We start from the raw sequence: 17,997 nt of genomic DNA, 5'->3' as shown, positions 1-17,997 counted from the left end.
TATGCATGCAATGAAAATAAAAGAAGCCGGCGCTGACCGTCTGTTTACGATCGTGAATTATTGCGTGTTGACGCTTGTCATGCTGATCGTGCTGTACCCGCTTGTGTATGTTGTAAGCGCTTCATTCAGCTCGAGCAGCGCCGTGTTGTCGGGACGGGTATGGTTGTGGCCGGTCGAACCGACGCTGGATGGCTACCGGGCCGTGTTCAAAAACACGATGGTCGTGCGCGGCTTCATGAACACGATTTTTTATACGGTGGCGGGAACCGGCATCAATTTGCTGTTTACGGTTTTGGCGGCGTATCCGCTGTCCAGGGTCGATTTTCGCGGGCGGAACATGTTCATGCTGCTGTTCGTATTTACGATGATGTTCAGCGGGGGGCTGATCCCGACGTACCTGCTCGTCAAAGATTTGGGCATGATCGATACCGTGTGGTCCATGCTGATCCCGGGGGCGCTGTCCGTCTGGAACGTCATCATCATGCGCACCTATTTCCAAACGACGATCCCCGGAGAATTGCTGGAGGCCTCCCAGCTGGACGGCTGTTCGGACTTTCGTTTTTTGCTCCGGATCGTGCTGCCGCTTTCGGGGCCGATTCTGGCGGTCATTGCGTTGTTTTATGCCGTGGGGCATTGGAACCAGTATTTTAACGCGATGATTTTTCTCAAACGGGCGGAGCTGTATCCGCTGCAATTGATTCTTCGGGACATTCTCGTCCAAAACGAGATCAATATCGACATGCTCGGGGACGCCAAAACGGCCGCTGCGCGCCAGGGACTGCGGGAGCTGCTCAAATATTCGCTGATCGTCGTCACATCCGTGCCGCTTCTGGTGGTGTACCCGTTCGTGCAGAAGTTTTTCGTGAAAGGCGTCATGATCGGTTCATTAAAAGGATAGAACGGAAGCCAAAATTGAAATCGATGGAGGGGCGTTATGTATAAAAAGCTGAATAAAATCGCGGGGATCGTCATTGCCGCCGGCATGCTGCTCGCAGGCTGCTCCGGGGGCGCAAAAGAGGAGGGCGCGGATATGAAAGGAAGCAACCCGCCCGCTGCGGGCACTGTGGAGCTGACGCCGCCGGGGACTTATCCGCTCGTTAAAGAAAAAACAACGCTGAAAATCATGGTGCGCGGCAACCCGCTGGTGGAAAATTTCGAAACGAACGAGTTCACCAAATGGTATGAGGAAAAAACGAACGTCCATATCGAATGGGAGGTCGTTCCGGAACAAAGCATGCAGGAAAAGCTGAACCTCGTGCTGGCGAGCGAAGATTATCCGGACGTCATCATGGGCCTGAACGTTTCGCCGACGCAGCAGATGATTTACGGCTCCCAAGGCGCGTTCCTTCCTTTGAACGAATTAATCGAAAAGCAGGGCACCCAGACGAAAAAAATGTTCGCGGACAACCCGGAAATCAAAGAAACGGTTACGGCGATCGACGGCAACATTTATGCGCTCCCCGAGGTCAACGATTGCTACCACTGCTCGATGAGCCAAAAAATGTGGATCTATGAGCCGTGGCTCAAGAAACTGGGGCTCGAGATGCCGAAAACGACCGACGAGCTCTACAACGTGCTGAAGGCTTTTAAGGAAAACGATCCGAACGGCAACGGGAAAAAGGACGAAATCCCGCTGTCCATCACGCAAAAATCATGGCGTTCGACCATCGACGCGTTCCTGATGAACTCTTTTATCTATAATCCGGTGTACGGATCAAGCAGCAAGCATATGTTCATTAAGGACGGCAAACTGGACGTGGCCTTCAACAAGCCGGAATGGCGCGAGGGCCTGCGGTATCTGAACAAACTCTACAAGGAAGGCCTGATCGCGCCGGAATCGTTCACTCAGGACGAAAACCAGCTGATTCAGCAGGGGGAAAATCCGGGTACGGTCATCTTGGGGGCATCCACGGGCGGACATGAAGGCGTATTCACGCAGCTCATGGGAGACAGCGGACGCTGGAAGGAATACAAAGCGGTTCCGCCGTTAAAAGGACCGGGAGGCGTGCAGTATGCCGCCGTCGACACGACGGCTTTGACGCCGGGCGCCTTCATCATCACCAAAAAAGCCAAAAATCCGGAGCTGGCGCTCCGCTGGGCCGACGGGCTGTACGAAAAAGAGATGACGCTGCGGAGCGTGTACGGCCGTCCGGATCAGGAATGGCGCGACGCCAAGGAAGGCGAAATCGGCATCAACGGCAAACCTGCGGTGTGGTCGGAGCTTAAATCCTACGGCACGGTGCAAAACGTCAACTGGGCGCAAACCGGCCCTGCGCTGCGTACCAACGATTTCAGATTGTCTGCCGTCGCAAAAGGTGACGACGATTTAGAGGTAATTCTGTACAACGAGACGAAGAATAAATATGAGCCGTATAAACCGAAGGATGTCAGCACGGTTCCGCCGCTGTTCCTGACGAACGAGCAGGCGTCCGAAATCGCCGACCTGGCGAAAACGATCAATGACTACGTGGATGAAATGATCGCCCGCTTCGTCATTGGCGACGCCAGCCTGGATGCGGATTGGGACAGCTACGTCAGCCAGCTCGATGCAATGAACCTGAAGCGATATCTGGAGATTTACCAGACGGCTTACGACGAAAAGAACAAAAAATAAACCTATATAAGTTGAACTAAAGAAACGTGACAAGGAATAGGCAAAAGGGGGAAAGGATTCTGAAGAAGCGAAGCGTTCGCCTTTGTGAGCGGATTTCGACCATGAATGAGTTAAATCAAAGAAATCTGGGAGCAACAGCGATCGAAAGAACATTTCACCCGGCTGCCTTCATCCGCACAAAATTTGGTTCAACTTATATAACAAACGGAGGTAATACGACATGAATCCGCGTTTCGAACGAACGCTGCCGCTGATGAACGACCGTTTCGGCCTTTTTATCCACTGGGGATTGTATGCGATTCCAGCCCGAGGGGAATGGGTGCGAAGCCAGGAGCGGATCACCAACGAACAATACCAGCCTTATTTCGAAGAATTTAATCCGGTGCTATACGATCCGAAGAGCTGGGCCAAAGCGGCCAAAGCTGCCGGACAGCGATATGCGGTGCTTACGACGAAACATCACGACGGTTTTTGCTTGTTCGACAGCCAGCTGACCGATTACAAGGCGACGAATACACCGGCGGGGCGCGACCTCGTTCGGGAATACGTGGACGCTTTCCGCGAGGAGGGGCTGAAGGTCGGTTTCTATTATTCCTTGATCGACTGGTATCATGACGATTATCCGGCTTATGGCGACCGTCAGCATCCGATGCGCGACAACGAGGCTTACAAGGACAAAAAGATCGATTTTGACCGTTACCTAGACTATATGCACGGCCAGGTCCGGGAGCTGCTGACCAACTACGGCAAAATCGATATCATGTGGTTCGATTTTTCTTACGACGATATGACGGGCGAAAAATGGCGCGCGACCGAACTCATCCAAATGATCCGTTCCCTGCAGCCGGATATCGTGATCGATAACCGGCTCGGCGGCAACATCATGGCGGCGGAGCCTGAAGTGTACGCCGGGGATTTCTTCTCGCCGGAGCAAATCATTCCGCCCCAGGGCATCGTCAATTCGGCCGGCGAGCCGATTCCGTGGGAAGCGTGCATTACGCTGAACGACCATTGGGGATACCACGCGACCGACCGGAATTACAAATCCCCGCGCCAGGTCATCCGCGCGCTCGTCGAATGCGTCAGCAAAAACGGCAATCTGCTCCTGAACGTCGGTCCGGACGCAAAGGGGGAAATTCCGAAGGAGTCGCTTGAAATTTTGGAGACGGTCGGCGAGTGGCTGCGCCGCAACGGCGACAGCATCTACGGCTGCGGCATCGCCAAGCTGCCGAAGCCGGAGTGGGGCCGCTACACCCAGCGCGGCAACAAGCTGTACGCGCACGTCTTCGACCGGGGCATCGGGCCGATTTACTTCCAGGGACTGAAGGGCAAAATCAAAAAAGCCCGCCTGCTTGCGGACGGCAGCGAACTCCATGTGCATACGCCTTGGATGGCGGACCAATATTCGGATACGGAAAGCGGCGCGTTCATTCACATCCCCGGAGGAGACTTGCCGGATGAACTGGATACGGTCATTGAGCTTGAACTGACGGAGGAATTGTAAGCGTTTGATCGTCCAAATGAGCTGTTGATATCGATACCGAAAGGGAGGATGAACGGAATGAAACCTGGAGTCAGCACCTATAGTTTGCTCCAAGCGATCAAAGCGGGAGAGATGACGGTCCTGGACGTCATCGATTGGATTGCGGAGCAGGGCGGGGAACATATGGAGATCGTTCCTTACGGCTTCACCCTGGAGGACCAGCCGGATCTCGCGGATGCCGTCCGCGAGCGGGCAGCCGCAAAAGGCATTGCATTGTCCAACTATTCGATGCCCGCGAATTTCGTGCAGGAAACTTCGGAAGCGTTCGAAGCCGAAATGGAAAGGGTCAAGCGGCATGTGGATACGGTCCATCGCCTTGGGATGAAGCATATGCGCCACGACGTGACGGCTTTTACGCTCCCGCCCGAAAAATGGGGCATCGACTATCTGGAGGACAATCTGGCGCAAATCGTGGAGGGCTGTCGGCGCATCGCGGATTATGCGGCGCAATACGGCATCACGACCACGATCGAAAACCACGGCGTCAGCGTGCAGGCCAGCGACCGGGTGCAGCGGGTGCTTCGGGCCGTGGACCGTCCGAATTTCAAAACGACGCTCGACATCGGCAATTTTCTCTGCGTCGATGAGCAGCCGCTGGTCGGCGTGAAGCGGAACCTGCCGTTTGCTTCGCTGATTCACGTCAAGGATTTCTACATCCGTCCGGCCGATCAGAACCCAGGGGGCGGGGCCTGGTTCCGCTCGTCCCACGGAAACTACCTGCGGGGATCGATCTTCGGGCAAGGAGATATCGACGTGCGGCGGGTGCTGCGGATGATCAAGGCGTCCGGTTACGACGGATACGTCACGCTGGAATTCGAAGGCATGGAGGAGTGCCGGGAAGGCACGAAGCTGGGCCTTGAAAATTTAAGACGAATTTGGGATGAGGTATAATCCGTAACACATGTTTAAGGCGCTGCTGGCGGTTGATTCCGCAGGCAGCGCTTTTTTGTATCTCCGGATTCCGGCCGTTCCCGGGTTATATAGACGAATCAAAGCTTTTCGCCCTCTTTTTATGGGTAAGGAATAGACCCGGAATGAAGATTGCCGCAAGGACAACGACGGATACCAAGAATCCGGCATGATAACCTTTTAATCCGTTGGCAATCGTCGGCTGCATCCCTTGCTGGGCCGTTGCGACGACGGTTGCCATCACAGCCGAGCCAAAGCTGGAGCCAAGGTTTTCAATCATATTTAAGCCGACGCCTGCTTTCGGAAGTAGTTTGCCGTCAAGTCCTGTATAAGCGTCACTCGTGAGCGGAAGCATAATTCCTCCGAAACTGGTCCCCCGGATGAACAATACGATGGAAATCCAGATCATGCTTGTTTGATCGGTAATGAAGATTAGCGGAAGCGATCCGATAAGCGAAAGAACGAGACTGACCATGACCACGTATTTCGCACCGATCTTATCAATCATTTTTCCGATCATCGGCCGGGTAACGAGCATCCCGACACCCTGGGGAATTAACGCCAGCGCTGCTTCGATTGCCGTGAAATGACGGAAGTTTTGGAAGAATAACGGCAGGATCAACATCGGGCCCATGACGGATATATTCGCCAAGAACAAACCGATACTCGAAGCCGCGAAGCTCTTGCGTGCAAATAAATTCATTGGAAGCACGGTTTGATTCTTCCGGATCCGATTATATACGGAGTAAATGACGGCTAAAGCCAGACCAATGCCCACCCACAGGATGGTTTCGCGATTGTTAAAAGACGCATGGTCCGCTGCTTTCGTAATGCCGTATATCAAGGCAGCACTCAAGAAGGACAAATCAATAATTCCAAAAACATCGAGCGTACTGTCTTTGTCGAACGGTTCAAAGTCCGGGATTTTTTTTATCATCAGGGGTGCAGCAATCAGAACAATAAACACGTTGATGAAGAATATCCAGTGCCATGATGCCCCTTGAACGATGAATCCCCCGATGACCGGCCCTAAGATCGGTCCGAGAATCATAGGCGTGCTGACGATGGCCATCACTTTCCCTACATTTTCCGGACCAGCCGTGTGAACCAATAGGGTTGACATGAGCGTGGTAATGATCCCCGCACTGAATCCTTGAAGCAAACGAAAGAAGATGAAGCTGGAAATATCCCAGCTAGCACCTGCCAAAACGGAAATGAGACCGAAGGCGATGACCGCTCCGATAAAGATTTTCTTCCCGTTAAATTTGTTCATCAGCCAGCCGGATACGGGAACCGCAATCGCAAGGGCTAACACATAACCTGTAATGGCCCATTGAATGGTATCCAATGTCGTGTTGAAATCCTTCGATAATGTATCGACGGCGATGTTCACCATCGTTGAGTCCAGCATGGGAGCAATGGCTCCAAGTGCAATCGCCCAGGCAGTCATGAGGATTCCCCGGGGTAATCCGGGTTCCTTTACTTTGTCTTTTGCCATTTTATTTCTCCTCTCCGAGGTTGTTGTTATTCGCATTATTTGTTTCCTTGTCAACAATATCGCAATATTGTTTCCTTGTCAACAAAAGCGAAGATGCAAAAAAGCAGCCTGCTCTCAATCGAGCCCGGCTGCCTGTGGTTGCATTTTCATGATTCAAATGCGCTTTAACTTAATTAATGCTTATACCCTGTTTCTTTATTTCTGCATCCAAATGCTTGCTATACGCTTCAATGAAGCGAAGCATACCGTCAAATTGTTCCTCGGTTACCTGCTTAAATACAGCTTGGTCCCGTTCTTGAAATTCTTTGTGCAGTTCCTCATGGATGTTATAAATGTCTTTCCCTAGCTTCGTTAGCCTAAAATAGATTTCTTTCTTGTTATCCGGCTTCTGGTAGCTATCGATCAGGCCTTTTTCCATGAGCTTCTTCGTTAATTTACTTATGGCGCCTCTAGTCATATAAAGGGACTCCGCGAGTTTGGTCACGTTGGGGTCTGCGTTTTTTCCGATGGCTTCGATGCAATGTACTTCAGAAGGCTTATAACCTTTAAGGCTGTCTTCCATTTTGTTTCTATTAAGCCAAGCCATCTTGTTAAATAAGTCCCTGAAATCAGTCATGACCTGTTCTTGTTTGTTCATGGCCTGTCCTCCCGCCCGTCGCTGCATGCAGCATGATATTGAATATTATGCTGATTTTATTCCTCAATGGCAATGCCGGCAGCTTTCCAATGCCCGTACGCAACGATTTTACTAAATTGGGAGGCAACTTCATCCGCAGGCAGGGGCACCTCGTTTTGAATCCACCAAACAATAACTCCCATGAAAGACGACACGAGATATTCGAGCAGCAAATCCTTGGATATCGCCAAAGGGGGATCTGCCTGCGCAGGATTCCACCCCTCATTTAATTTGTCTCTAATGATATTCTCCATTTTCGCTCGAAACGGATAGATTCTATTTTCCTCAATCAACATCGCGTCGTAAAAAGAAATGTTGCCCGAAACATGCTCCAATACCGCTTGCATGACCGCCTCGAGCCTGGAAATGCTGAAAGGATTCATGTGGATCGGACATAGGACGATTGCTTTCTTTAATTCGCTTAACAACTCCTCCATACATATATCCAACAAATCAGGTTTATTTTGGTAGTGAAGATAAAACGTATTTCGATTGATCATGGCCCGATCGGCAATATCCTGGATCGTGATCGCTTCATACCCTTTTTCCTGAATCAGTTCAAAAAACGCTTTTCGAATCGATTGTTTCGTGCGCAGCACTCTTAAATCGGTTTTTTTGTCCATGGTTTTCGTTCTCCCAAATAAAATTTCGATCGTTAAGCGACAAAGTGATGTGAATTTGTATGTTATCCTTCAAAACTAAAAATATTGAATATTGAGCGCCATATTCACCTTCATTATAATGAGCAACAGATAAATAAACAACATGACGTTCATTATTTATCTTGATGTCTATAAATTTATATTAGGAGGATATCCCAATGACATTAAACAATCAAAATGAGCTCGTCCATAAGGCCATCGCCGTGCTGGAAAGTTTGGAGAGCGGCAACCCCGAAGCGATTACGGCTTACGTGCATCCGGAAAAATACATCCAGCATAACCAGGCTTTACTCGATGGTCGTGAAGCTATGCTTGGCGCACTTGCGCATTTGAAGGAAGCTGGAACTAAGGTAAGCATTAAACGCGCTTTGGTCGACGGTAATTATGTGGTGCTTCATTCCGTATATGATTTTTTCGGCCCCAAAATCGCTATTGATATTTTCCGTTTTGAAAATGGACTGATCGTCGAACATTGGGATAATTTGCAAGAGATGGTGGAGAAAACCCCAAGCAACCATACGATGATTGACGGACCGGTCACGATTCAGGATATCGACAAGACGGACGCGAACAAAACGCTTGTCAAAAGCTATGTCGAGAACATTTTATTTGGGAAAAACCCGGACCTGCTGAACACTTATTTTGATGGGGACCGCTACATTCAGCATAGTCCGCATATTGCGGACGGGCTTTCGGGTCTTCATGCCGCATTGCAGGCACTGGCGGAAAAAAATATTACATTCGAATATACTCATCTTCATCAGGTGATCGGACAAGGCGATTTTGTTCTTACCGTGAGTGAAGGGGTCTTCGACGGCCGACCTACGGCTTTCTACGATTTGTTCCGCGTAGAGGATGGAAAGATCGCCGAACATTGGGACGTCGTCGAGGCGATCCTGCCGGCGGAAAAACGCAATAATTCGAACAGCAGATTTTAAGGTTGGCCCAGCTGAATAACAAGAAAGACATCGCCGATTTCTAAGGGGTGATGTCTTTCGCATTACGAATAAATCGGAGTACCCAATGGATACGGTCGCGTTGCCGCAGCAACGCTATTTTTGTTCATTTGTATAGAGACGAGGAGTAGAGGATCATGATCATGCTGAAACAAAAAATGACGTGGCTGGGACTGGCGATCGTCCTGGTCGCTTTGGTCGTATTCGGGGCGGCGATATGGGATCGGTGCTTGGATCAAAGCCCAAGGAGCTTCCGGTTGCCCTTGTTATCCTTGACCGGCCTGCGGGGCTGCCGAATGGAGAAACGTTGGCGGTCGGGGAGAAGATCCGGGATCAAATGTTGTCGAACCGGGCGCTGCCTTTGGCCTGGCATGTCGTGGATTCCGAGGAAAAAGCCCGGGAAGGACTGGATAAACGCGAATATTACGGAGCATTAGTGCTTCCATCGGATCTGAGCAGCGGAATGCTCTCGTTATCCACTCCCTCGCCGATTCACCCTAAGGTGAAGATCATCGCCAACGAGGGGATGAACGCTCAAGCCTCGACGGTCGTAAGACAGGTTTTGGGGCAAGCGATGAACTTGATCAGCCGGGAGCTGGCACAACAGCTGCTTGGGCAAGTCGGGCAACAAACGGGGCAAGTTCCGGTGGAGACGGCTAAAGCTTTTATGGCGCCGATGAACGTTCAGGAGGAAGTCGTGCATCCGCCGGGGGCGAACCATGCGTCGGGGAATGCGCCGGGGTTATTGATTCAGATCATGTGGATCGGCAGCCTGGTGACCGGAGTCGTCATGTTTCTGACTAGCCGGAAAGCGGTAGCGGCGGGTTCCAGAAGGTGGACGGTCAGCGCGCTGCAAGCGATCGCTGGACTTGTGATCGCCGGCATAGCGTCGGGTTTCACCCTATGGATGGCTTCGTCGTGGTACGGCATGGAGCTGGTGAACACGGGGGAGATTTGGTTGTTCCTATGGTTGGCCGGATCGGCGTTTTTCCTGCTGCAATCTTCTTTGCTGAATTGGATCGGATTCCCGGCGATGCCGCTGCTCGTCCTGCTGATGTTTTTCTCCTTACCGCTGCTGAACATGGCTCCGGAGTTTTTGTCCCAGGCGACGCGAGAATGGATTTATTCGTGGACGCCGCTTCGGTTTGCAGCAGAAGGATTGCGGGAAGCGATGTACTTTGGCGGGTTGGGTGCGGCCTCTTCGAACGTATTTGTTTTGTGGGGCGTCGCCGGGGGATTTTTGGCGCTGCTGCTGGCTTCGGGATTGAAGGCGAATCATGCTTCAGATGCGGTGTCGACCACGGTTATCGGCGGATAAAATGAGGCAAGGGGCATCAGCGTTGCATTGCCGGTGTTGGGGCGGGTGGAAACGAACGTTCCACCCTACGAAACATCCGGGCGGCCAGCCTTTTAAACGTCAAGAGGCACGCCTTTGGGATCGAACGGGGTCGAGAGCACGGTCATCGTCTGCGTAAATCCGTATTCGCTGCATTCCTTCCGGAATCGGTCAAGCGATTGCATCGATTCGGTGACGACCTTGATGAGGAAGTTAAACTGGCCGCTGATCTGATGGACTTCCGCGACGTCCGGCGACCGCCGGCAAAAATCCGTGAACAGGTCGCAGCGGTTCGCCTGAATGGCCACAAACGCGGTAATGGCTTTTCCGAGTTTTTCGGGAGAAAGCATGGCCCGATACGAACGGATCACTCCTTTTTCCTCCAGCCTCCGTACCCGTTCCGTGACCGCCGGCCCGGTCATGTTGATCATCCGGCCCAATTCGGAAATGGTAATCCGGGCGTTGTCCTGCAGTATATTCAATATTTTCAAGTCGGTTTGATCCATTAGGGGACATCCTCCTTTGGCGGCATGTAGCATATGATCTTACGAAATAGGATTTATTCCTGGCGCCTTCAAGGCATGCGCGATTATCGGCATCGCACCGCCAAGCAACGGCTGCTTTCATTTTTTAAGTATAAGGGGAAATAGTCCTTCAAATCCATAGTAAAACGGGAAGGAAAACTTGTTATTGGCATGGCACGCCAGCCCTCCGCCCGATAAACTGTAATTAAAAAAGAAGCAGTACACAAGTTCAACATTCAGGAGGGTTTAGCGGATGAACACAACCATTTTAAGCGAAAAAAATATAGGAAAGCTGACTTTGAAAAATCGTCTGATCGTATCCCCGATGCAGCAGTGGCAGGGGACGCCCGAATCGTTTGCGACCGATTACCACGTGCAGCATTACGCGAAATTGGCATCCGGGGCAGGGCTGTTGATTATCGAATCGACCGGCGTTTCCCCGAATGGGCGGCTATTTCACAATGACATCGGCATTTTTACCGACGCCCATACCGCATTTTTGAAACCGGTCGTCGATGCTGTTCACGCCAAGGATACGCCGGTATTCATTCAATTGACGCATGGCGGCAGAAAATCTTGGCGAAACGGCGCATCGCGGCTGCTTGCTCCAAGTGCCATCGCCTACGATGATGAATACGGCGTTCCGGAGCAGATGAGCGTCGCGGACATCCGCGCCGAAGTGGAGAATTTCCGCCTCGCAGCCCGAAGAAGCTTGCAGGCGGGGTTCGACGGCATCGAGGTGCATGCGGCTCACGGGCATTTGGTGCATCAATTCCTGTCCCCGCTGTCCAACCGGCGGACCGACCAATATGGCGGATCGCTCGAAAACCGCAGCCGTTTCTTAAAAGAAATCCTGGAAGCCGTGCGTTCGGAGACGGGAAGAAACTATCCCGTGATCGTCCGGGTATCCGCATCCGATTTTGCCGAAGGAGGATTGACTCCCGTCGAAGTCGGGAAGATCCTCCAAGGGCTGGAAGCCTACATCGATGCGGTGGACGTGTCCTCCGGCGGTCTGCTGCCGGTCAATCCGCTCGCGACTCCCGATGGATACCAGGTTCCTTATGCTTCCATTATAAAACAATACGTGGGCATTCCGGTGATCGCCGTCGGAAAAATCTATGACCCGTCGCTTGCGGAATTCATCGTATCGGAAAACCTGGCCGATTTTATCGCGGTCGGCAGACCGCTGCTTCAGGATCCGGATTATATCCGGAATACCTTTTTGGCCCCGGAGATGGTATCGCAGCATTAAAAACTTCTCTATCCCTTTTTGCAAAATCTTTATATAGTAAGAGGAAGCGGCATTTGATCGAAAGGATGGTGCCGGGGGGATTTTAAAAGGGGGAGAAGCCATGCAATATCCAAACGTCCTGTTTGACCTCGACGGCACGCTAACGGACCCGAAGGCCGGAATCACGAAGTCGGTGCAATTCGCATTAACCCATTGGGGCATTCAGGTGGCGGATCCGGATACGCTCATACCGTATATTGGTCCGCCGCTTGCAAGCTCCTTTCGGGAGATCCACTCCTTTTCGGAGCGGGATTCGGTGCTGGCGGTCGAGAAATACCGTGAATATTTCCAGGATCGGGGCATCTACGAAAACGAACTGTACGATGGCATCCATGAATTGCTTGAGGCGCTAAAGGGACAGGGCCGGAAGTTATTCGTGGCCACTTCGAAGCCTACCGTATTTGCGGTGGAGGTGCTGAAGCATTTTGGCATCGATGCTTATTTCGAATACGTCTGCGGCAGCCATTTGGATGGAACGTTATCCGACAAAGCGGAGATCATCGCCACGGTGATCGAGAAGTTTAGCTTACGCAAGGAAGAATCCATCATGATCGGGGACCGCAAGCATGACATCATCGGCGCGCAAAAAAACGGCATCGATTCGGTAGCGGTGGGTTTCGGATACGGAAGCGAGGAGGAGCTGACCGCGATTCGGCCGACGTATCATGTGCGAACCGTGGAGGAGTTGAGGGCGTTTTTTGAAGGGGGGCGGCAGGAGTCTTTTTGAAACATTTTCCATATTGTCCTCGTCAATGACTTGAGGTGAAAAAGGGGATGAAAAAACTTACAGTATGGATTTCCTGTCTAATATTGATAACGTTTTGTAACTCCTGTGATACATTGAAAACAAGTGACCTTCCAAGCGGGAATGATGTCAAAAATGAAGGGCATTTAGAAACTCAAGTCAAGAAAAGAATGGAGCCTATAAGTAAGGTAATGAAAACTTCCATAGATACCATCAAAGAGGAAGACCGCATAACCATTCTTTTTAATCTTCGAAACATTTCAAGGAAAGACCAACTAATTTACTACGGATCTCAAAAATACGAGATATTTATAATGAATGAGGAAAATGAAGAAGTTTACAGGTGGTCTACAAATAGAGTATTTCCCATGAAATCGATACAACGGGAATTTAAGAATGAGGAGGCACTAAGTTACAAAGAAACATGGGATTATAAAGATCTAAAGGGCCGTCATGTTTCCAAAGGCCGTTATAAAATAAAGGTCGTTATGTTGATTCGTCTCGATACCGAAAATGGAAGCTTATCTACGGAAGATCTGACCGCTACTACAGTGGTTGAAGTTTTATAAAACGATCTACATTTTAATTAGAAGAGCCAACGGGCAAAAAATTTACCATTAGCTCTTCTTTTCTTCTATTAATGAGGAGTGGTTTTATGCAAAAGGCGGAAGGGCATCGCCTTCCGCCTGACAGAAACACCTTTGTAAATAAGAAGATAGGAATAGAAGTTACACCGCGGCCGCAGCTTTGGAAGCTGCGGTTTTTCCTTCTTTGAACATAAAATAATACATCGCCGACGCGGTGATGTACAAAACGCCGGTCATGCTGAAGGTGATCGCATATCCCCAATAGGTTCCGTAGGCCGTCAGCAGGAACGACTGCACCGGTCCCATCGTCGCCCAGCCGAGCATAAATGCGGTTTGGGTCATGGAATTGGCGATGCCCCGGCGCGCGTCCGATACCCGGTCTACCATGATGGAGGACTGGATGGGGTTGGCCGCATTCATGAGCGCCTGCCGGAACAGGAACGTGATCGACGCGATGACGAACAAGTTCGTGAAACCGGTCAGCAGCAGGAACGGCAACGACATCATTTGGAACAGCACGACGGCCTTTACGGGGCCGACCCGGTTCGCCAGCGTCGGTCCGATCAGCATCGATACGATGGTCATCACCTGGCCAAGCGAAATCAAAATCCCGACGGCCGATAACGAAACGGCAAAACGGTTCGTAAAATAAAGATTCAAATAAGGCACGACAAGCCCGGAGCCCGTTCCGACGATCAGTTGGGCGAGCGTGAATTTGCAGATGGCTTTCCAGTCATCCTTGGCCGGAACCGCTGGTTTGGCTGCCACCTCCGGCACGGCGGTTTCGACCGGCACGTGTTCCTTCACCGTTTTTTGGACGAACAAAAGCGGAATAAACGCCAGCAAGCTTGCCGCGCCCCCGATGAACAGCACCGTTTGCAGACTATGGATTTTTTCCATCCCCGCCTGCTGCAGCAGATCCGCCAAAACGCCGCCCCCGCTGCTGCCGAGCACCTGCGCCGCAAGCACGAGGGAGAAGTGGTAGCTGAATATTTTCAGCCGTTGCTGTTTATCCGTATTTTCCGCGAGGAAAGGTACGGCGATCACCTGAAAAAAGGCGGCAAACAAGCCGGCGGCCACCGCCAGCAGCACCAGTCCCGATTCCCCGCTCGCAAAAGCCCTTCCCATAAAGCTTAGTCCCGTAAGCATCGCGCCAAGCGAAAGGAGCAGCTTATGGCTGGCCCTGTCGGCGATCAGCCCGATCGGTATAAATACGAGCGCCGTCGCCAAAGACTGCACGCTGACGATCGTCCCGTTCATCGTGTCTTCATACCCTAATGCTTGAATATACAAGTTGTAAAGCACCGAAAACATGCCCGTCCCGATTTGGTACAGCACATTCGCCAGAAAAAAAAGCCGGATATTGCGGCCAAGAAGTTTCCATCCTGATGTAACCGCATGCAGTACATGCATTTTGCCGATCCCCCGTCATTGTCATCGTTGTATGGTCATCCCCATTGTAGCAGGAGGTTCTCCCCGTGGGAAGCAGAAAATGGAAGATGTCCTTGGGGAAGAGACAGATTCGGGGATGCTTCTCCCTTAAACGAATCGAAAGCAAGGAAACGCATAACTACTTCGGCAAAGGTTCTTATGATCGACAGAAACGGGGTTGGCGCGCATCCGAAATGTCCTGGTTTTCAAGGGTCCGCAAATGTTAAAAAAGTTTATCTTTTGACTACCGCTTTCCGTCCGGATCGGCTATGATCGAATGAAACAAACCGCTGTCCGGTATCGTCATTAGATCAGGTTAATACAGGAAGGGGAGGGTGTCAGTGAACGAACGAATTCATATCTTTGAGGTCACAGCGATCGATGCGGATCTGTTGGAACAGCTGTCGGATGTCCTGATCCGCGTCGTCGATGACGGGGCATCGATTGGATTTTTGCCGCCGCTTTCGGAGCAGGAGGCGAAGAAATATTGGGAACAGGCGATATCGCCGGGAGTCCGATTATGGATTGCGGAGAAGGATGGCCGGGCGGCGGGAACGGTGCAGCTTCACCTCGCCATGAAACCCAATGCCGCGCATCGCGCGGAAATCGCGAAGCTTATGGTATCCCCGGAAGCCCGGAGATGCGGCATCGCCCGGATGCTGATGGAGACAGCGGAAGAGGCAGCACGCCAAGAGAACAGGACGCTGCTTGTTCTGGATACGAGGGAAGGAGACCCATCGAATGGGCTGTACCGATCGCTCGGATTCATCGAGGCCGGCAAAATTCCGCATTTTGCCCGTTCAGCCGACGGAAGCTTGGACGCCACCGTTTTGTATTATAAGGAAATATCGTTATAACCCGGACCGGGCATGAGTGACCACGCGTAGTGGCGAAATACGAATATCGTTCCCTCAGCGGCTACACCGCTCGACTTCGGACGGATGCAGAAGGCATTGTCCGCGAATATGAAGGGGAATGGGTCGAGAGGAGCGAATAGAGCTGAAGGGGAAGTCTGAATTTTTCGGTTCCGTCGGCTATTTTATATACATACCAGCGTATCGCAATCAGTTGGGAACAGAGAGGGGAAATGAAACATGATGATTCCATTGGGACAATTTGAAATCGCATCCGGCAAAATGGTCGTATCCGATCCTTGTTACGACTTGAACCCGGACACGATCATTATGGGCGTGTTGGACCGCCCGTTAAACGGCGCCTGGGACGCTTTCGTCCACAAGGCCGAGGTAAGGGATTGGGGCGAAGCCTGCGCCAAACTGGTCGCTTGCCACAGCGCATATACGGATCAGCAAGAGCGGCTGGAATGGGTGAAATGCAATTTCATCGTCGGCGTGGACAGCGGGCAGGCGGGCATATTCGATGCGAGCAAATACCGCATTCCCGATCCGGAAGCGCCGGAGCCGGATACGACGGACAGCGAATGGTATCTTGCCTGCTGCGATATAACGGGAAGCGAAACAGAGGCCGGCGTGCTGGACGGGGGCGTGGTTTCGCATTCCGGTTTTGGCGACGGAGGCTATGCAGCGTATGCGGCTGCGGATAGCGAAGGCCGGATTATCGGCGTGAAAATCGTCTTTATCAAAGAAGCGGACCTTTAAGGTTGAAAGGCACAGCCCAGTTCCTGCCCGATCGTCCGGTTCCTGTTCCAAAAGAAGAAATCATGACAAGTCAGCGAAGAAGGCCGGTTTCCGGTCTTCTTTTTCTTTAAGGAAATCAAAAGCAAACCGGGTGTCGGGGCACCTGCCTCTTCGTTCCCGCCTGTCATCATTTTCAATGAAAAAGCAATGATATTCCATGTTCCGAGAAAGGAAAGGACTCTACAATAGGTTTGTAAGCGTTTTAGAAAACAGGGGAGGTCAGCATTCGATGAAAAAATGGAAAGCAGGGATCCTTTCGTCCCTGGCTCTGGCCCTGGTTCTGATGACCGCGGCTTGCGGAAAAAGCGGCGATTCGGAGAACCAAGGGACATCGGCGGAAGCGGGCAAGGAAAAGATCAAAATTACGATGTGGTCCCAGTTTGCGGACCCCAATTCGAAGGACGGCGGTTACGTCGGGTTCTACAAGGCTCTGGAGCAGACGAAAGCAAAGTTCCCGGATGTGGAAATCGAACATGTCGGCGTCGGCGGCGAAGCGTATAAAACGAAAATTAAATCGGCGTCGGCCGCGGATGAGCTTCCCGATATTTTCTATGCCTGGGGCGGGGGTTTTTCCCAGCCTTTCGTCGAGGGGAAGCGGATCCTTCCGTTAGACGAACTGGCCAAAGACGGAACGCTGGATCGACTCGTGCCGGGAACGACGGACAATTTTACTTTTGACGGCAGGCTGTACGGACTGCCGACGAATATCGCGACCGCAAGTCTGTACGTGAACAAGGAGCTGCTTGACCAAGCGGGAGCAAAAATGCCGACGACGTGGGATGAGCTGCTGGCCGCGGTGTCGGCTCTCAAAGCCAAAAACGTGACGCCGATCGCGCTTGGCGCCAAAGACCGGTGGCCCGCGATGTTCTGGAACGCGATTCTGGATATCCGGATGGGCGGGACGGCGGCAACCAACGAGGCGCTGAAGAAAACAGGCTCCTTCGATACGCCGGAATTCGTGGAAGCGGCGCGGAAATACAAGGAGCTGATCGATGCCAAAGCGTTCGGCGCCAATTATTTGGGCACTTCGTACGACGATTCGATCAACATGTTCCTGACCGGAAAAGCAGCGATGCTGTTTATGGCCGGATGGGTCAACGGACAGATCGAAGCGGAGGACTCCCCCGTCAAAGGCAAAATCGTCCCGATTCCGTTTCCGACGATTCCGGGAGGCAAAGGCGGCGCTGACGAATGGTTCGGAGGATCGGGAGAAACGTTTGTGATCAACTCGAAAGTCCGGAATCAGGAGAAGGTATGGGAAGTGTACAAGTTCTTCATCGAAACGATGGCCAAGGAAGTGTTCCTGGCAGGTTCGGGAACCTCGGCATGGAAAGGGGATGTCGGGGACACGTCAGGCGTGAATCCATTGGCGCTCCAGGTGGGCGAGTTGTCCTCCAAAGCCAGCGGCTTTACGTATTGGTGGGATCAAATGTTGTCCGGCAACGACGCGGAATCCATGTTCGGCTCGCTTATGAAGTTCGTGTCGGGCAAAGTGTCTCCGGAAGAGTACACCAAAGAATTGCAGGCCAAGATCAGCTCCGGCGAATAAAAGGAAATTACACGCGCATGC

Annotated in this window: 17 protein-coding genes; 12 read left to right on the top strand and 5 right to left on the bottom strand. The window is 51.8% G+C overall.

Annotation, left to right across the window (positions count from 1 at the left end; translation table 11 throughout):
• The first annotated feature begins 1 nt into the window (after position 1).
• From AC27KL_RS12435 to AC27KL_RS12420, 4 genes are all read left to right on the top strand, one after another.
• A complete protein-coding gene (locus AC27KL_RS12435; RefSeq protein WP_339321175.1) occupies positions 2-898 on the top strand; it encodes a carbohydrate ABC transporter permease in 897 nt (298 codons plus the stop codon).
• 36 nt (positions 899-934) lie between these two features.
• A complete protein-coding gene (locus tag AC27KL_RS12430; RefSeq protein ID WP_487169876.1) occupies positions 935-2,614 on the top strand; it encodes an ABC transporter substrate-binding protein in 1,680 nt (559 codons plus the stop codon).
• Between the two features lie 220 nt (positions 2,615-2,834).
• Positions 2,835-4,118 carry an alpha-L-fucosidase gene (locus tag AC27KL_RS12425; protein WP_212951593.1) on the top strand — a complete coding sequence of 428 codons (1,284 nt, stop codon included), beginning with the start codon at positions 2,835-2,837 and terminating at the stop codon, positions 4,116-4,118.
• A 57-nt stretch (positions 4,119-4,175) separates the two neighbouring features.
• Positions 4,176-5,048 carry a sugar phosphate isomerase/epimerase family protein gene (locus AC27KL_RS12420; protein ID WP_487169875.1) on the top strand — a complete coding sequence of 291 codons (873 nt, stop codon included), beginning with the start codon at positions 4,176-4,178 and terminating at the stop codon, positions 5,046-5,048.
• Between the two features lie 85 nt (positions 5,049-5,133).
• Here the strand turns inward: AC27KL_RS12420 and AC27KL_RS12415 are convergent, their stop codons facing one another.
• From AC27KL_RS12415 to AC27KL_RS12405, 3 genes are all read right to left on the bottom strand, one after another.
• The gene (locus AC27KL_RS12415; RefSeq protein WP_339321171.1) at positions 5,134-6,564 is read right to left on the bottom strand and encodes an MDR family MFS transporter; all 1,431 of its coding nucleotides are present in this window, start codon (positions 6,562-6,564) and stop codon (positions 5,134-5,136) included.
• A 169-nt stretch (positions 6,565-6,733) separates the two neighbouring features.
• On the bottom strand, positions 6,734-7,201 hold the full coding sequence (locus AC27KL_RS12410) for a MarR family transcriptional regulator (RefSeq protein ID WP_339321170.1): 468 nt from the start codon (positions 7,199-7,201) through the stop codon (positions 6,734-6,736).
• A gap of 56 nt (positions 7,202-7,257) precedes the next feature.
• Positions 7,258-7,863: a TetR/AcrR family transcriptional regulator gene (locus tag AC27KL_RS12405; protein WP_339321169.1), complete on the bottom strand. Its 606-nt coding sequence runs from the start codon at positions 7,861-7,863 to the stop codon at positions 7,258-7,260.
• Positions 7,864-8,060: 197 nt separating this feature from the next.
• Between AC27KL_RS12405 and AC27KL_RS12400 the strand changes: the two genes are divergently transcribed.
• Both AC27KL_RS12400 and AC27KL_RS12395 read left to right on the top strand, forming a co-directional pair.
• Complete coding sequence (locus AC27KL_RS12400) at positions 8,061-8,840, top strand: nuclear transport factor 2 family protein (RefSeq protein WP_339321168.1); 780 nt, start codon at positions 8,061-8,063, stop codon at positions 8,838-8,840.
• A gap of 235 nt (positions 8,841-9,075) precedes the next feature.
• Positions 9,076-10,176 carry a YhgE/Pip domain-containing protein gene (locus tag AC27KL_RS12395; protein ID WP_487169874.1) on the top strand — a complete coding sequence of 367 codons (1,101 nt, stop codon included), beginning with the start codon at positions 9,076-9,078 and terminating at the stop codon, positions 10,174-10,176.
• A 92-nt stretch (positions 10,177-10,268) separates the two neighbouring features.
• Here AC27KL_RS12395 and AC27KL_RS12390 read toward each other — a convergent pair whose 3' ends face one another.
• The gene (locus AC27KL_RS12390) at positions 10,269-10,700 is read right to left on the bottom strand and encodes an Lrp/AsnC family transcriptional regulator (protein ID WP_339321166.1); all 432 of its coding nucleotides are present in this window, start codon (positions 10,698-10,700) and stop codon (positions 10,269-10,271) included.
• A gap of 271 nt (positions 10,701-10,971) precedes the next feature.
• Here AC27KL_RS12390 and AC27KL_RS12385 point away from each other — a divergent pair, with 271 nt between their 5' ends.
• From AC27KL_RS12385 to AC27KL_RS12375, 3 genes are all read left to right on the top strand, one after another.
• Positions 10,972-11,970, top strand: a complete 999-nt coding sequence (locus AC27KL_RS12385) for an oxidoreductase (RefSeq protein ID WP_339321165.1) — start codon at positions 10,972-10,974, stop codon at positions 11,968-11,970.
• A gap of 100 nt (positions 11,971-12,070) precedes the next feature.
• Entirely contained in the window at positions 12,071-12,736 is a 666-nt protein-coding gene (locus AC27KL_RS12380) for an HAD family hydrolase (protein WP_487169873.1), read from the top strand.
• Positions 12,737-12,783: 47 nt separating this feature from the next.
• Complete coding sequence (locus AC27KL_RS12375; RefSeq protein WP_487169872.1) at positions 12,784-13,323, top strand: BsuPI-related putative proteinase inhibitor; 540 nt, start codon at positions 12,784-12,786, stop codon at positions 13,321-13,323.
• Positions 13,324-13,482: 159 nt separating this feature from the next.
• Here AC27KL_RS12375 and AC27KL_RS12370 read toward each other — a convergent pair whose 3' ends face one another.
• Complete coding sequence (locus tag AC27KL_RS12370) at positions 13,483-14,754, bottom strand: MFS transporter (RefSeq protein WP_487169871.1); 1,272 nt, start codon at positions 14,752-14,754, stop codon at positions 13,483-13,485.
• A gap of 359 nt (positions 14,755-15,113) precedes the next feature.
• Here AC27KL_RS12370 and AC27KL_RS12365 point away from each other — a divergent pair, with 359 nt between their 5' ends.
• The 3 genes from AC27KL_RS12365 to AC27KL_RS12355 all read left to right on the top strand — a co-directional run bounded on the left by AC27KL_RS12365 (position 15,114) and on the right by AC27KL_RS12355 (position 17,976).
• The gene (locus tag AC27KL_RS12365) at positions 15,114-15,629 is read left to right on the top strand and encodes a GNAT family N-acetyltransferase (RefSeq protein WP_339321161.1); all 516 of its coding nucleotides are present in this window, start codon (positions 15,114-15,116) and stop codon (positions 15,627-15,629) included.
• Positions 15,630-15,866: 237 nt separating this feature from the next.
• Positions 15,867-16,388 (top strand): DUF4241 domain-containing protein, encoded by a 522-nt coding sequence (locus AC27KL_RS12360; protein ID WP_487169870.1) that lies wholly within the window; start codon positions 15,867-15,869, stop codon positions 16,386-16,388.
• Between the two features lie 268 nt (positions 16,389-16,656).
• Positions 16,657-17,976, top strand: coding sequence for an extracellular solute-binding protein (locus AC27KL_RS12355; RefSeq protein WP_487169869.1), 1,320 nt, complete (start codon positions 16,657-16,659; stop codon positions 17,974-17,976).
• Positions 17,977-17,997: the final 21 nt, after the last annotated feature.

The sequence above is a fragment of the Paenibacillus sp. YAE3 genome, from assembly GCF_057546105.1.
The sequence above is the reverse complement of the archived record's forward strand: the minus strand, read 5'-3'. Positions and strand labels throughout refer to the sequence as shown.